Origin of the sequence: Streptomyces mobaraensis NBRC 13819 = DSM 40847, from assembly GCF_017916255.1 — a bacterium.
Lineage (GTDB): Bacteria > Actinomycetota > Actinomycetes > Streptomycetales > Streptomycetaceae > Streptomyces > Streptomyces mobaraensis.
The window spans coordinates 7449099-7464569 of the sequence record NZ_CP072827.1; the positions used below are offsets into that span (position 1 = coordinate 7449099).

Here is a 15471-nt window from a genome sequence, read left to right on the forward strand (position 1 = left end):
TACGGAAAAAACGAGGGGATTTCGGGGGAGGGGTCAGGCGCTCGCGGGACGCGGGCGCGGGCGCAGGGCCAGCCGCGGCGTGGCCGGGACCACCTCGAAGGCGTCCGTCGTGCGCCGGACCCGGCCGAAGAGGCTGTCCTGCCCGGCCACGCACACCGTGCCGACGCCGGCCTCGCGCAGGGCGTCCACGACCGCCGGCCACCGCAACGGGCGCACACAGCTGTCCAGCATCATGGCGCGCACCCCCTCGCCCGTGGTGACCAGTGCGCCGTCCTGGTCGGCGATCACCGGGACGGTCGGGTCGGCGAAGTCCAGCGGGCCGAAGACCTCCTCCTCGGCCCGGTCGCGCAGCCCCTTGAACAGCGAGCAGTGCATCGGCGGACGCATCGTGTACAGCGACATGCCGCCCAGCGCGCGCAGCCGGGCCGGCAGCCACTCCAGGTTGCGCTCGCGCAGCGTCAGCATGGTGAAGTCGTCGTCGATGTAGCAGGAGATCTCGTACGTCTCCCCGCGCTCGTCCAGCTCCCCGAGCAGCTCGCGCAGCGTGTCCTGCGGCACCCGGACGAACGAGTGCGTGACCAGGTCCGTGTACTCCGTCGCGAAGTAGTCCTCCAGCAGCCGCGCGAACGCGGCGGTGGCCCGGACGGCGTCGGGGAAGTCCAGCGCCCCGGAGAACGCGGCGGCCGGCTTCTCGCCGAAGCTGGGACCCGTGCACAGCCCGGGCTCCACGCCCAGCGTGTGCCGCGCCCACTGGGCCAGCGCCAGCGAGTTGACCATGAACGCGACCTGGGCGTACTCGCTGTAGTCGCCCTCGGTGGTGCGGTAGCGGTCGACGAGCGAGTAGCCGAGCACCCGGTCGGCGGTGGCGACCAGCTTCCGGGCGAACGGGTTGAGGACCATGAACTTCCCGACCTCCGCGAAGGGGGTGGGCCCCATACCGGGGAAGATCATCGCGGTACCGGTCCGGGACGCGGTGGTCATGTGCGCGGTCCTTCCGAGACAAGGGACGTGCGAGGACGTACGGAGAGGGCTCCCCGTCGGCCGGCCGCGCGGGCGCGCGGGGCGGCGGTCGAGCGGCGGGGGCGGCGGGTGATGAACGGCACGCGGCGTCCGGTGAACGGCGCGCGGCCTGGGGGCTGGGGCGCGCGCGTGGCGCGCGGCCCGTGGTTCCGGCGGCCTGGGGGACAAGCCGCCGGAACCGGGGTGACGGCCTGGGGGAGACCGCCGATCCGGGGAGGGCTGCTCCCCGGGCTGGGGGAGGGTTACTCCTCGGACTGGGGGAGGGCTACTCCTCGGGCGCCAGCAGGGCGCCGCTGTCGGCGTCGCGCACCGCCAGCGCGGCCACCGGGCAGGTCTCCGCGGCGTCGAGCACCGCGTCGTCCGGGTCGATCACGGCCGCCAGCGGCCGGGACTTGCCGTCCGCCAGCTCGAAGTGCCCGGGCGCGTAGTTGGCGCACACCGAGGCGCCGATGCAGACACCGCGGTCGACCTCGACCGACCAACGGGTCACCACGTCACCCGCAGCAGCTTCGGACCGCGCACCAGCATGCCCTGCTTCCACACCACCCCGTCCGCGCCGTCGGCGAAGTCCAGGGTCGGGAAGCGGGTCACCAGGGTCGTCAGCACCGTCTGCAGTTCCATCCGGGCCAGTTGGGCGCCCAGGCAGTGGTGCGGACCGTGACCGAAGCCGATGTGCGGGTTGTGCTCGCGGGTGACGTCCAGCCGGTCCGGGTTCTCGAAGATCTCCGGGTCCCGGTTGGCCGAGGCCACCGAACCCACCACCGGCTCGCCGGCCTTGACGGTCACATCGCCGAACTCGATGTCCTCCAGGGCGTACCGGGCGAACATCGCCGAGTAGTTCAGCGGGATCCAGCGCACCAGCTCCTCGACCGCGCGCGGCACCAGCGACGGGTCGGCGCACAGCAGCTCCCACTGGTCGCGGTGGCTGAGCAGCGCGTACAGGAAGTTGGGCATCTGCGAGGCGGTCGTCTCGGTGCCGGTGATGAGCAGGCCGCCGGTCACGTGCATGACCAGCTCCTCCTCGCTCAGCCGGTCGCCGTCCTCGTCCCGCGTCTTCACCAGCGCCCCGAGCAGGTCCTCGGTGGGGTTGCGGCGGCGCTCGGCGACCAGCGTCCCGATGTACGCGAACAGTTCCTTGGCGTTGCGCTCCATCTCCTCCCACGGCAGCGCCGTGGTGGAGACCATCGCCTCGGACCAGCCGCGCAGCCGCGGGCGGTCGGCCTCCGGCACCCCGAGCATCTCGGAGATCACGGTGACCGGCAGCGGGATGGCGAAGTTCTCCACCATGTCGAAGGGGGCGCCCTGTTCGAGCATGTTGTCGACGAGCCCGTCCACGATCCGCTGGGTGTCGTCGCGCATCAGCTCCACCCGGCGTCCGGTGAACGCCCGGGCGACCAGCTTCCGCAGCCGCGCGTGGTCCGGCGCGTCCATGCCGACCAGCCCGTCGTCCAGGTGCTCGTCGGGGTGGGTGCGCGGCTGGTCCCGGGTCTTGGCGACGGCCCGGCTGAACCGCGGGTCGGCCAGCACCGTGCGGACGTCGTGGTAGCGGGTGGCCAGCCAGGCCGGCTCGCCGAGCGGGAACTGCACCCGGCTCAGCGGCTCCTCCGCGCGCAGTCTGGCGTACATCGGATCGAGTTCGAGCCGGTCCGGTTCGCTGAACGGATAAGCGCGAACCTCATGAGCGGTGGTCACCCGCGCGCTCCTTCCTTGGGTTCCGTGGATTCCCCGGGCAGGGACGGAATCGCCGCCGCCGCGCCCGGTATTGCCGTTCCTCCGGTTCCGTCGAGTTCCGCGAGGAACGCGGTGAGAACGGAGGTGAAACGCTCGGGTTCCTCGAGGTGCGGCACATGGCTCGATTCCTCGAGGATTTCCCAGCGGACATCCGGTATCAGGTCGTAGAAAGGCTGCACGGTCGCCGGGGTCGCCTCGTCGTGCCGCCCGCTGATCAGCAGCGTGGGGACGTCGATGTACGGAATCCGGTCCTCGACCGACCAGTCCTTGAGGCTGCCGATGACGTGGAACTCGTTCGGCCCGTTCATGGCGTGGTAGACGGTCGGATCGTCGTTGATCTCCATGAACGTCGCCAGGTAGTCCCGCGGCCACGGCTGGACCCGGCACACGTGCCGGTCGTAGAACACCCGCATGGCCGCGAAGTACTCGGCGGTGTCCGTGGTCCCCGCCGCCTCGTGCCGCAGCAGCGTCTCCTGCACCTCGGGCGGCAGCCGCTCCCGCAGCACCTTCATCTCCCGCAGCCACAGGGGCATCGACGCCGGCGAGTTGGCGATCACCAGGCCGCGCAGGCCGGCGGGCCGGTCGGCGGCGTGGTCCGCGGCCAGCATCCCGCCCCACGACTGCCCGAACAGCACGTAGTCGTCGGCCACCCCGAGGTGCCGCAGCAGGTTGTCCAGCTCGTCGCGGAACAGGCGCACGGTCCAGAAGTCCGTGCCGCGGTCCGGCAGCCGGGTGGACCCGCCGTTTCCGAGCTGGTCGTAGTGGATCACCGGGCGGCCGGCCTCCGCCAGGGACGCCAGGCTCAACAGGTAATCGTGCGTGCTTCCCGGGCCGCCGTGCAGGACGACGACGGGCGTGCGCCCGCTTTCCAGGTCACCGGTGACGCGGTACCAGGTCTTGTGGTCGCCGAAAGGGGCGGTTCCTTTGGCGATCGGTGTCGCGGGCATCTTCCTACCCCGAATCGATGGTTCGCGGCTTGCTTGACGTGGCTTCCGGCCTTCGGGCCTTACGAGCTTTTCGGCCTTTCGGGCCTTCCGGCTGTCCGGGATCGAGCGGCGTCCGAAGAAATCGCGCCGCCGGACGTTTCACTGCGTCCGATGCCGAGAACGCTATAGCAGCACGGTGGCGGGACGGACCCCTATCAACCCCTAGGGGCCCTTAGCCGAGCAGTGACCGCCACCCCCGGAGAACCCCTCCCGGGACCCGCGCCGACTCCCGTCGGCAACACGGAATTTACCCGGATGTTTCCATTCCGCTAGCCCTGATAGGGGTGCCTAGGGGCAGGTAAGGGTGGCTGCCCCCGAGAATCCGCCCGTAGCGTTCCGGAAGACCGCCCGTCCCGGTACGCGCAGTTCGCGGACGGCCCGTCGCAGAAGGCGAAGCAGTCGGCGAAGCGGCCGGCGAAGGCCCGGCACGCCACGGCCGGGCACGGGAGCACGGGGCGGAACGGCCGTACCAGCGGAGGCGGTACGGCCGCACCGCGGAACCACCGGGCCCGGCCCGGGCGGTGCGGGCGGCGACCAATCAGACCGGGTACCGGGCGCGTTCCGGGTTCAGGGGGTTCTTGGGTGGAAGGCGAGAAGAAACTTCTCGATTACCTCAAGCGGGCGACGGCCGACCTTCGGGAGGCCCGCCGCCGGCTGCGCGACGCCGAGCGCAGGGAGCACGAACCCATCGCCGTCATCGGGATGAGCTGCCGCTACCCGGGCGGCGTCACCTCCCCCGAGGAGCTCTGGCGGCTGCTGGACGAGGGCCGCGACGGCATCACCCCGTTCCCCGAGGACCGCGGCTGGGACACCGCCGCCCTCTACGACCCCGACCCCGAGCGGCCCGGCACCACCTACGTCCGCGAGGGCGGCTTCCTGCACGACGCCGCCGACTTCGACGCCGACTTCTTCGGCGTCGGCCCGCGCGAGGCCCTGGCCATGGACCCCCAGCAGCGACTGCTCCTCGAAGCGTCCTGGGAAGCCCTCGAACGCGCCGGCCTCGACCCGCACGCCCTGCGCGGCAGCCGGACCGGCGTCTTCGCCGGAGTGATGTACCACGACTACGCCGCCCGCCTCACTCACGTCCCCGACGAGGTCGACGGGTACGTCGGCAACGGCAACTCGGGCAGCGTCGTCTCCGGCCGCGTCTCGTACAGCCTCGGCCTGGAAGGTCCGGCGGTCACCGTGGACACCGCCTGCTCCTCCTCCCTCGTCGCCCTGCACTGGGCCGTCCGCGCGCTGCGCGCCGGCGAGTGCTCGCTGGCCCTGGCCGGCGGCGTCACCGTGATGGCGGCACCCGACACCTTCACCGAGTTCAGCCGGCAGCGCGGCCTGGCCGCCGACGGCCGCTGCAAGGCGTTCGCCGAGGCGGCGGACGGCACCGGCTGGGGCGAGGGCGTCGGCGTACTGGTGGTCGAGCGGCTGTCGGACGCGCGGCGCAACGGGCACAAGGTGCTGGCGGTCGTGCGGGGTTCGGCCGTCAACCAGGACGGCGCCAGCAGCAGCCTCACGGCCCCCAACGGTCCGTCCCAGCAGCGCGTCATCCTCCAGGCCCTGGCCGAGGCCGGCCTCCGGCCGTCCGACGTGGACGCCGTCGAGGCCCACGGCACGGGGACGACCCTGGGTGACCCGATCGAGGCCCAGGCGCTCCTGGCGACGTACGGGAAGGAGCGGCCGGAGGACGGGCGGCCGTTGTGGCTGGGGTCGGTGAAGTCGAACCTGGGGCATACGCAGGCGGCGGCGGGTGTCGCGGGGATCATCAAGATGGTCATGGCGATGCGCCATGGTGTGCTGCCGAAGACGCTGCATGTGGACGCGCCGTCGTCGAAGGTGGACTGGACGGCCGGCGCGGTGGAACTGCTCACCGAGGCACGGGCGTGGGAGAGCGAGGGGCCGCGCAGGGCGGGCGTCTCCTCGTTCGGCATCAGCGGCACCAACGCCCACGTCATCGTGGAAGAGGCCCCGCCGGTGGAGGCGGAAGGGCAGGAGGTGGCTGCTGGGCCGGCTCTGCCGTGGCTGCTCAGTGCTCGTTCCGCCGACGCCCTGCGCGCTCAGGCCGCACAACTGCTGGGCGTCATCGAGCGTGAGGACGCACCGGAGCCGGGGGAGGTGGCGGCGGCGCTGGCGACGACGCGGGCGCAGCTCGAACACCGCGCGGTCCTCACGGGCGTCAACCGGGCGGATGTCATCGCCGGGCTCGCCGCGCTGGCCGCTGGGCAGGACGTGGCGGGTCTGGTGCGCGGGACGGCCGCCGAGGGGCGGCTGGCGTTCCTGTTCACCGGACAAGGCGCACAGCGCATTGGGATGGGCCGGGAACTGTACGAGACGTACCCGGTGTTCGCGAAAGCACTCGACGAGGTATGCGCTCACCTCGACCAGCCGCTGAAGGACGTCCTCTTCGGCGAGGACGCGGAACTGCTGAACCGCACCGAGTACGCCCAGCCCGCCCTGTTCGCTGTTGAGACGGCACTGTTCCGCCTGGTGGAGTCCTGGGGTGTGCGGCCGGAGGTGCTGGCCGGGCACTCCATCGGGGAGATCGCGGCGGCCCATGTCGCTGGGGTGCTGTCGTTGGCGGACGCGTGCGCGCTGGTGGCCGCACGGGGCCGGCTGATGCAGGCCCTGCCCGAGGGTGGTGTGATGGCTGCTCTCCAGTGCACCGAGGAGGAAGCCCTCGCCCTGCTCGGTGACGCCCGGGAGGCGGCCATCGCCGCGATCAATGGCCCTCGCGCGGTTGTCGTATCGGGCGCCGAGGCCACGGTCACCGCGATCGTGGACGCGCTGCGCGAGCAGGGCCGCAAGACCTCGATGCTGAAGGTGTCGCACGCCTTCCACTCGCCGCTGATGGAGCCGATGCTGGAGGACTTCCGCGCGGTCGTCGCGGGCCTGTCCTTCGCCGAGCCCCGCATCCCCATCGTCTCCACCGTCACCGGACTGCTTGCGTCGGCGGAGGAGTTGATGAGCGTGGAGTACTGGGTGGAGCACGTCCGCCGCCCGGTCCGCTTCGCCGACGCCATCACCACCCTCACCACCGACGGCATCACCACTTTCCTGGAGATCGGCCCCGATGCCGTCCTCACCGCCATGGCCGCCGACCACACCACCGCCACCTGCGTGCCCCTCCAACGCCGCAACCGCCCCGAAGACCGCGAAGCCCTCACCGCCCTCGCCCACCTCTGGACCCACGGCCACCCCATCAACTGGCAAACCCTCCACCCCGCGACCAGCCGGGTCGACCTCCCCACCTACCCCTTCCAACGCCGCCGCTACTGGCTGGAGGACGGCGTGGGAGCCGGCGACCCCGAGGCCCTGGGACAGGCGCCGGCGCGGCACCCGCTGCTCGGCGCGGCCGTCGCCGTGCCGGACGCGGACACCGTCGTCCTGACCGGGCGGATCGGCACCCGTACCCACCCCTGGCTGGCCGATCACACCATCCTGGGGACCACCCTGCTCCCCGGCACCGGTCTGCTCGAACTCGCGCTGCACGCCGGTGACCAGGCAGGCACCCCGTACCTCGACGAACTGACGCTCCAGGCGCCGCTCGTCGTCCCCGCCGATCGGGCCGTCGATCTGCGGATCACGGTCGGGCCGGCCGATGAGACGGACCGCCGTACCGTCACCGTCCACTCACGACCGGCGGGTTCGCCGGATGGCGCGGAGTGGATGCTGCACGCCACCGGCGGACTCACGGCCGAGGAGCCGGAGGCCGACGGCGACGAACTCGCCGCGTGGCCGCCCGTCGAAGCCGACCCCATCCCGCTCGACGCCGCCTACGAGCGGCTCGCCGACCAGGGGTACGACTACGGTCCGGTCTTCCAGGGGCTCCAGGCCGCCTGGCGGCAGGGTGACACCACCTACGCCGAGGTCGCCCTCCCGCCGGAGGCGCAGCACGACGCCGCCTCCTACCTGCTCCACCCCGCCCTCCTCGACTCGGCCCTGCACGCGAACCTCTTCCATGAGGCCGACGGGCAGGCCGGTGCGGAAGGTCCGCGGCTGCCGTTCGCGTGGAGCGGTGTCGCGGTGCACGCGACGGGGGCCGCCGCGCTGCGCGTACGCGTCGCGTCGCACGGTCCGGACGAGGCGTCGGTGCTGGTGGCGGATGGGACCGGGGCGCCCGTGCTGACGATCCGGTCGCTCGCCGCGCGGGCCGTGGACGCCGTGCGGCCGGCGGGGGAGGAGGCGGACGGGGCCGCGCTGCTGCGCCCGGTTTGGGCGGAGCGGACCGTTCCGCCGTCGGTGGAGGAGGAGGGCGGCTGGGCGCTCGTCGGCGCCGGTCCGGACCCACTGCTCACCGCCGCGCTGGGACCCGGGACACGCGTGTTCCCCGATCTCGCCTCGCTCGCCGCGGCGCCCGGCGCCGTGCCCGGCACGGTGGTGCTGCCGTGCGACGCACCTGGGCCGGACGGCGGCGCCGACCTGCCGGACCAGGTGCGTACCGTGGTCACCGGCGTCCTCGCGGCCGTACGGGAATGGCTGGCCGAACCCGCGTTCGCCGCCTCCCGCCTCGTGCTCCTCACCCGCGGCGCCGCGGGCCCCGACGCCGCGTCCGGTCCCTCCGCCGACCTGGTGTGCGCTCCCGTGTGGGGCCTGGTGCGCGCCGCGCAGGCCGAGCACCCGGGCAGGCTGCTGCTCCTCGACTGGGACGGCACCCCCGCGTCGGGACGCCGGCTGTGCGCCACCGCCACCGCCACGGAAGACGCCGAACTCGCCCTGCGCGACGGCACGGTGTGGGCACCGCGACTCGTCCGGGAACCGCGGCCCGCCGCCCCGTCCGCCGACGCCGCCTTCGGCGCCGGATGGGACCCCGACGGCACCGTCCTGATCACCGGAGGGACCGGCGGCCTCGGCGCCGCTGTCGCCCGGCACCTGGTGACCCGGTACGGCGCCCGCCGGCTGCTCCTGGTCAGCCGGCGCGGCGAGGAGGCGCCCGGCGCTCGCGAGCTGTGCCGCGAACTGGCGGAGGCGGGCGCCGAGGCGCGGGTGGCGGCGTGCGACGTCGCGGACCGCGCCGCGCTTGAGAAGCTGCTCGCCGACACCCCGGCCGGCCATCCGCTGACCGCCGTCGTCCACACGGCCGGACTCGCCGAGAACGGCTTGATCGAGACCCAGACGGCGCACCACGTCGACACGGCGCTGCGCCCCAAGGCGGACGCCGCCTGGCACCTCCACGAACTGACGACCCATCAATCGCTGACCGCCTTCGTGCTGTTCTCGTCCACCGCCGGGCTCTTCGTCGGTGCCGGGCAGGCCGGTTACGCCGCCGCCAACGTGTTCCTCGACGCCCTCGCCCGCCACCGCGCGGAACAGGGCCTGCCCGCCCTCTCCCTCGCCTGGGGCCTGTGGGGCGGCGAGCAGGGCATGGGCGGCCAGTTGGCCGACGCGGACCTGGAGCGGCTGCGCCGCATGGGCATGCGCCCGCTGCCGACCGGCCGGGCACTCGACCTGCTCGACGCGGCCCTGGCGGCGGACGGCCCGGTGCTGGTGCCCGTCGGCCTGGAGACCGAGGCCCTGAAAGCCCCGGGCGCGACGGTGCCCGCGCTGCTGCGCACCCTCGTCCGCGGCCGGCCGCGCCGCGCCGCGCGTCCGGCGGCCGGAGCCGCCTCCGCCGGCGCCGACGTGCTCGCGCACCGGCTGGCCGGCCTCCCGGAGACCGAGCGCGACCTCGTCCTGCTGGATCTGGTCCGCAGCAACACGGCCGCCGTACTCGGTCACGGCAGCGGCGAACTCGTCGATCCTGAGCGGGCGTTCAAGGACGTCGGCTTCGACTCGATGGCGGCCGTCGACCTGCGCAACCTGCTGAACACGGCCACCGGGCTGCGGCTCCCCGCCACCCTCGTCTTCGACTTCCCCACCCCGGCCGTCCTCGCCGCGCACCTCGCCGCCGAGCTGGTGCCGGACCAGGGGCCCGGACGGTCGCTGACCGACCGGATCGACGACCTGGAGGCCGCGCTGCTGGCCGCGGCAGGCGGCGACGGCGTCCCCGACCGCGAGCACGCCGACGTCGCGGCCCGGCTCGACTCGCTGCTGCGCCGGTGGCGGGACGAGCGCGGCGAGGAGCCGCGGGCCGACGCCCACACGGCGTTCGAGTCCGCCACCGACGACGAACTGTTCGCCGCGCTGGACGGCGAGCTCGGCATGCCGTAGCGGCCACCGCCGCCCTACCACCGTCCGGTGGCGCACCCGTGCCCCGGGCGGTGCGCTGCCCCACGGAGTCACCCACCCGCCGCCACCCGGCGGCCCACCACCGACGCCCCGGAAACCACCGTCCGAGATTGGCTCACACTTCGATGGCGAACGACCAGAAACTGCGCGACTACCTTCGGCGCGCGACGGCCGACCTCCACGAGACCCGGCGCCGGCTGCGCGAGGTCGAGGGCGGCCGGCACGAGCCGATCGCGATCGTCGGCATGGGCTGCCGCTACCCGGGCGGCGTCGCCGGCCCCGAGGACCTGTGGCGGGTGGTGGACACGGGAGCCGACGTCGTCGGGCAGTTCCCCACCGACCGCGGCTGGGACATGGACACGCTGTACGACCCGGCCCCCGGCCGGCCCGGGCGCAGCTACGTGCGCGAGGGCGGGTTCCTCTACGACGCGGCCGACTTCGACCCGGTGTTCTTCGGGCTCAGCCCCCGGGAGGCACCCGAGACCGACCCCCAGCAGCGGCTGCTGCTGGAGGTCACTTGGGAGGCGTTCGAGCGGGCCGGGATCGACCCCGGCACCCTCAAGGGCAGCCGCACCGGCGTGTTCGCCGGCCTGATGTACCACGACTACGCGGGCGGCAGCACGGCCGGCAGCCTGGTGTCCGGCCGCGTCGCCTACACCTTCGGCTTCGAGGGCCCGGCGCTCACGGTGGACACCGCCTGCTCGTCGTCGCTGGTCGCGCTGCACCTGGCCGCGCAGTCCCTGCGCAACGGCGAGTGCTCGCTGGCCCTGGCCGGCGGTGTCACCGTGATGGCCGGGCCGGAGATGTTCGTCGAGTTCAGCCGCCAGCGCGGCCTCGCCAAGGACGGCCGCTGCAAGTCGTTCGCGGGCGCGGCGGACGGCGCCGGCTGGTCGGAGGGCGCGGGGGTGCTGCTCGTGGAGCGGCTGTCCGACGCGCGGCGCAACGGCCACCCGGTCCTCGCCGTCGTCCGGGGGTCGGCGGTCAACCAGGACGGCGCCAGCAACGGACTGACCGCCCCGAACGGGCCCTCCCAGCAGCGCGTCATCCGCCAGGCCCTCGACAACGCCGGACTCACCCCCGCCGACGTCCAGGCCGTCGAGGCGCACGGCACCGGCACCGTCCTCGGCGACCCCATCGAGGCCCAGGCCCTCCTCGCCACCTACGGCCGCAACCGCCCCGCCGACCAGCCCCTCTGGCTCGGCTCCGTCAAGTCCAACATGGGGCACGCCCAGGCCGCCGCCGGCGTCGGCGGCATCATCAAGATGGTCGAGGCGATCCGGCACCGGACCCTGCCCCGCACCCTGCACGTGGACGAGCCGACGCCGAAGGTCGACTGGTCGGCCGGGAACGTCCGGCTGCTGACCGAGCCGGTGGAGTGGGACGGCGACGTCCCGCGCCGCGCGGGCGTCTCCTCCTTCGGCCTCAGCGGCACCAACGCCCACGTCATCATCGAGGAGGCACCGGCCGCCGACGCTCCGGAGGCCACCGATGTCCCGGGTGCCACCGATGCCCCGCAGGCCACCGACGTCCCGAGTGCCACTGACGCCCCGCAGGCCGCCGACGTCCCGGAGACCGCCGAGACCCCCTCCCGGCCGCTGCCCTGGCTGCTGTCGGCCCGCGACGACCGGGCCCTGCGCGACGCGGCGGCCCGGCTGCGCGCCCACGTCACCGCACCCGGCCCCCGCGGCGCCCCCGCGGACGCCGCGGACGTAGCCTTCTCCCTCGCCACCACCCGTGCCCTCTTCGACCACCGGGCCGCCGTCGTCGCCGACGACCGCGACGGGCTGCTGCGCCGCCTCGACGCGCTGGCCGCCGGCGACGACACCCCCGGGCTGGTCCGCGGCACCCCCCGGGGCACCGGAGTCCGGACGGCGTTCATGTTCACCGGCCAGGGAGCCCAACGCCTCGGCATGGCCCAGGAGTTGTACGCCGCCGAACCCGCCTTCGCGGCGGCCCTCGACACCGTCTGCGACGCCCTGGACCGGCGGCTCGACACGCCGGTGCGGGAGACGATGTGGAGCCACGGCGACGGGGACGACCCGGTTCGGGCCGAGCGGCTCGACCGCACCGGCCACGCCCAGGCCGCCCTCTTCGCCGTCGAAGTGGCCCTGTTCCGGCTGCTGGAGGAGTGGGGCATCCGCCCCGACCTGCTGATCGGCCACTCCATCGGCGAGATCGCCGCCGCCCACACCGCCGGCGTCTTCACCCTGGACGACGCGTGCACCCTGGTCGCCGCCCGGGCCCGGCTGATGGAAGCGCTGCCCCCGGGCGGCGCGATGGTCGCCGTCGAGGCGTCCGAGGACGACGTACGGCCGCTCCTCGGCGACCGGCTCGCGGTCGCCGCCGTCAACGGGCCGGAGGCCGTGGTCCTCTCCGGCGACGAGGACGCCGTCCTCGGCGCCGCCGACCGGCTCCGGGAGCAGGGGCGCAAGACGTCGCGGCTGCGCGTCAGCCACGCCTTCCACTCGCATCGCATGGACCCCATGCTCGCGGACTTCCGGAAGGCCGTCGACGGCCTCCCGGCGGCCCCGCCCCGCATCCCCCTCGTCTCCAACCTCACCGGACGGCTGTGCGGGGATGACGAACTGGGGTCCGCCGAGTACTGGGTGCGGCACGTCCGCGAGACCGTCCGCTTCGCCGACGGCGTCGCCACGCTCCGCGAGCACGGCGCCGGCACCTTCGTCGAACTGGGCCCCGGCACCACCCTCACCGCCCTCGCCCGCCGCTGCGTCCCCGACGGCACCGGACCCGACGCCCCGGCCTTCGTCCCGCTGCTCCGTGCCGACCGCCCCGAGCCGCGGACCCTGACCACCGCGCTGGCCGAACTCCACGTACGCGGCACCGCCGTCGACTGGCCCGTCGTCGCCCGGAGTTGGGGCGGCCGGCGGGTGGAACTGCCCACCTACCCGTTCCAGCGGCAGCGCTACTGGTGGGAGGGCGACACCGCGGCCACCCCGGGCCCGGCCGCCCGCCCGGGAACCGGCGCCGCCGACACCGCCTTCTGGGACGCGGTGCGCCGCACCGACACCGGCGCCCTCGCCGGAGCCCTGGGCGCCGGGACCGCCGCCCAGCGGGACGCCCTGGACACGGTGCTGCCCCTGCTCGCCTCCTGGCGCGGCCGGCGGGTCACCGAGGAGACGGCCGACGCCTGGAGCTACCGGATCGACTGGCAGCCCCTCACCCCGCCCGCCCCCGACGCCGGCGCGCTGGTCGGCACCTGGCTCGTCGTCTCCCCGGACGGCCCGGCCGCCCGGCCGTGGGCCGAGCGGCTCGGCGCGGCCCTGGCCGGGCACGGCGCCGACGTCCGGTACGTCACCCCGGACGCGACGGGGCCGTCCGGACCGGCCGCCGCCCCCGCCCTCACCGCCCGGCTGCGGGCCGCCCTCGACGGGGTCGACGACGTACGCGGTGTGGTCTCCCTCCTCGCGCTCGACGAACACGACGGCACCGGCGGCGGCCTGAACGCCACGGTCGCCCTCGCCCAGGCCCTGGGCGCGACGGCCGCCGACGCCCCCCTGTGGTGCCTGACCAGCGGCGCCGTCGCGGTCGGCGGAGCCGAGGAACTGCCGCACCCGGAGCAGGCGCAGGTGTGGGGCCTCGGCCGCGTCGCCGCCCTGGAGCAGCCCCGCCGCTGGGGCGGACTCGTCGACCTCCCGCCGGCACCCGACGACCGCGCCGCCGAACGGCTCGTCGCCGTCCTGGCGGGCACGGCCGCCACCCCGGACGCCGGCACCGGAACGGAGGACCAGGTCGCCGTCCGCGCCTCGGGAACCTTCGGCCGCCGGCTGATCCGGACACCGGCCGACACGGGCCTCGGCACGCCGGCCGGTGCCACGGCTGACGCGAAGACGGGCCCCACGGCTGACGCGACCGGCGCCACGGCCGACGGAGCTGCGGTCACCGCGGCCGCGGCAGGTGGCACCACGGTCTCGACGCACAGCACCGAGACCGGCGACTCCGCGGCAGCCGGCGCGCCGCCGGCCGGCACCGGCACCAAGGCCACCGGCACCGCCGCCCCCGTCACGACGACGGTGGGCACCGACACCGCCGCGGCAGCCGGCCCGGCAGCCGGCCGAGCCGGCGCGGCAACGGACGCCGCGGGGACGGACACCGTCGGTACGGGCGGCGCGGACGCCGAGCGTACGGCCGGCGCCCCCGAGGAACCCCGCCACCCCTGGCCCCCGCGCGGCACCGTCCTCATCACCGGCGGCACCGGCGCGCTCGGCGCGCACGTCGCACGCTCCCTCGCCCGGGACGGCGCCGAGCACCTCGTCCTCACCAGCCGCCGCGGCCCGGACGCCCCGGGGGCGGCCGACCTCGCGGCCGAACTCACCGAGCTGGGCGCCCGGGTCACCGTGGCCGCCTGCGACGCCGCCGACCGCACGGCCCTCGCCGCGCTCCTCGACGGGCTCCCGGAGGACCGGCCGCTGACGGCGGTCGTGCACACCGCCGGCGTCCTGGACGACGGCGTCCTGGACTCCCTCACACCCGACCGGCTCGCCGGCGTCCTGCGCCCCAAGGTGACGGCCGCCCGCAACCTCCACGAGCTCACCCGCGACCGCGACCTGACGGCGTTCGTCACCTTCTCCTCGATCGCCGGACTGCTCGGCAGCGCGGGACAGGGCGCCTACGCCGCGGCCAACGCCTACCTGGACGCCCTGGCCGAGCACCGCAGGGCGCTCGGCCTCGCCGCGACCTCCGTCGCCTGGGGCCCGTGGGACGGCGGCGGCATGGCGGGCGAGGAAGCCTCGCAGGACCGCTCCTGGTGGCGCGGCCTGGCCCCGATGGACGCCGACGTGTGCCTGACCGCCCTCCGGCGGGCCCTGGACCGCCCGGCGGCCTGCGTCGGCGTCTTCGACGCCGACTGGTCCCTGCTCGCGCCGTCGTTCACCGCGACCCGCCCCAGCCCGCTGCTGTCCGCGCTGCCCGAGGTACGGGCCGCCGCCACCGCCCCCGCGGGCGACCCGGCCGCCACCGCCGAGGCCCCGTCCGACCTGGTCGGCCGGCTCGCCGCGCTCCCCGAGAGCGAGCAGCGCCGCGAGGTGCTGAACCTCGTCCGCGACCAGGTGGCGCTCGTCCTCGCCTACGAGAACAGCGCCGCCGTGCAGTCCGGACGGGCCTTCAACGAACTCGGCTTCGACTCGCTCACCGCCGTCGAGTTCCGCAACCGCCTGAGCACCGTCACCGGCCTGACCCTGCCGGCCACCCTCCTCTTCGACTACGCCAACCCCGACGCCCTCGCCACGCACCTGCACGGCGAACTGTGCGCGGGCGGCGCGGCACCCGCCGTACCGGTCCTGGCCGAACTCGAACGCATCGAGTCCGCGGCCGACTCCCTCTCGGCGGAGGAGATCGAACGCACCCGGATCGGCCACCGCCTCCGGGAACTCGCCGACCGCCTCACCGCCCGGCTCACCGAGCACGACGGCGCGAGCGGCACGGCCGGCGCGACCGGCGCGGTCCCGGCCGACGGACCCTCCGTCGCCGACCGCCTCGACTCCGCGACGGCCGAGGACGTCTTCGACTTCCTCGACAAGGAACTCGGGCTCTCCTGACCCGTCGACCCGTCCCCGTC

Annotated in this window: 6 protein-coding genes; 2 read left to right on the forward strand and 4 right to left on the reverse strand. The window is 74.7% G+C overall.

From position 1 onward, the window contains the following. Positions 1-33: 33 nt before the first annotated feature. The 4 genes from J7W19_RS32125 to J7W19_RS32140 all read right to left on the reverse strand — a co-directional run bounded on the left by J7W19_RS32125 (position 34) and on the right by J7W19_RS32140 (position 3698). Entirely contained in the window at positions 34-981 is a 948-nt protein-coding gene (locus J7W19_RS32125; RefSeq protein ID WP_004951732.1) for an ACP S-malonyltransferase, read from the reverse strand. Between the two features lie 304 nt (positions 982-1285). After that, complete coding sequence (locus J7W19_RS32130) at positions 1286-1510, reverse strand: ferredoxin (protein ID WP_233478205.1); 225 nt, start codon at positions 1508-1510, stop codon at positions 1286-1288. Further along, a complete protein-coding gene (locus J7W19_RS32135; protein WP_004951727.1) occupies positions 1507-2712 on the reverse strand; it encodes a cytochrome P450 in 1206 nt (401 codons plus the stop codon). The genes J7W19_RS32130 and J7W19_RS32135 overlap by 4 nt, the downstream gene beginning before the upstream one ends. Beyond that, positions 2709-3698, reverse strand: a complete 990-nt coding sequence (locus J7W19_RS32140; RefSeq protein WP_004951724.1) for a proline iminopeptidase-family hydrolase — start codon at positions 3696-3698, stop codon at positions 2709-2711. Before J7W19_RS32140 ends, J7W19_RS32135 begins: the two co-directional genes overlap by 4 nt. A gap of 621 nt (positions 3699-4319) precedes the next feature. On the opposite strand from J7W19_RS32140, the gene J7W19_RS32145 reads away from it, so the two are divergent. Both J7W19_RS32145 and J7W19_RS32150 read left to right on the forward strand, forming a co-directional pair. After that, positions 4320-9878, forward strand: coding sequence for a type I polyketide synthase (locus J7W19_RS32145; protein WP_210455421.1), 5559 nt, complete (start codon positions 4320-4322; stop codon positions 9876-9878). A gap of 128 nt (positions 9879-10006) precedes the next feature. Then, on the forward strand, positions 10007-15451 hold the full coding sequence (locus J7W19_RS32150) for an SDR family NAD(P)-dependent oxidoreductase (RefSeq protein WP_411848850.1): 5445 nt from the start codon (positions 10007-10009) through the stop codon (positions 15449-15451). Positions 15452-15471 lie beyond the last annotated feature (20 nt).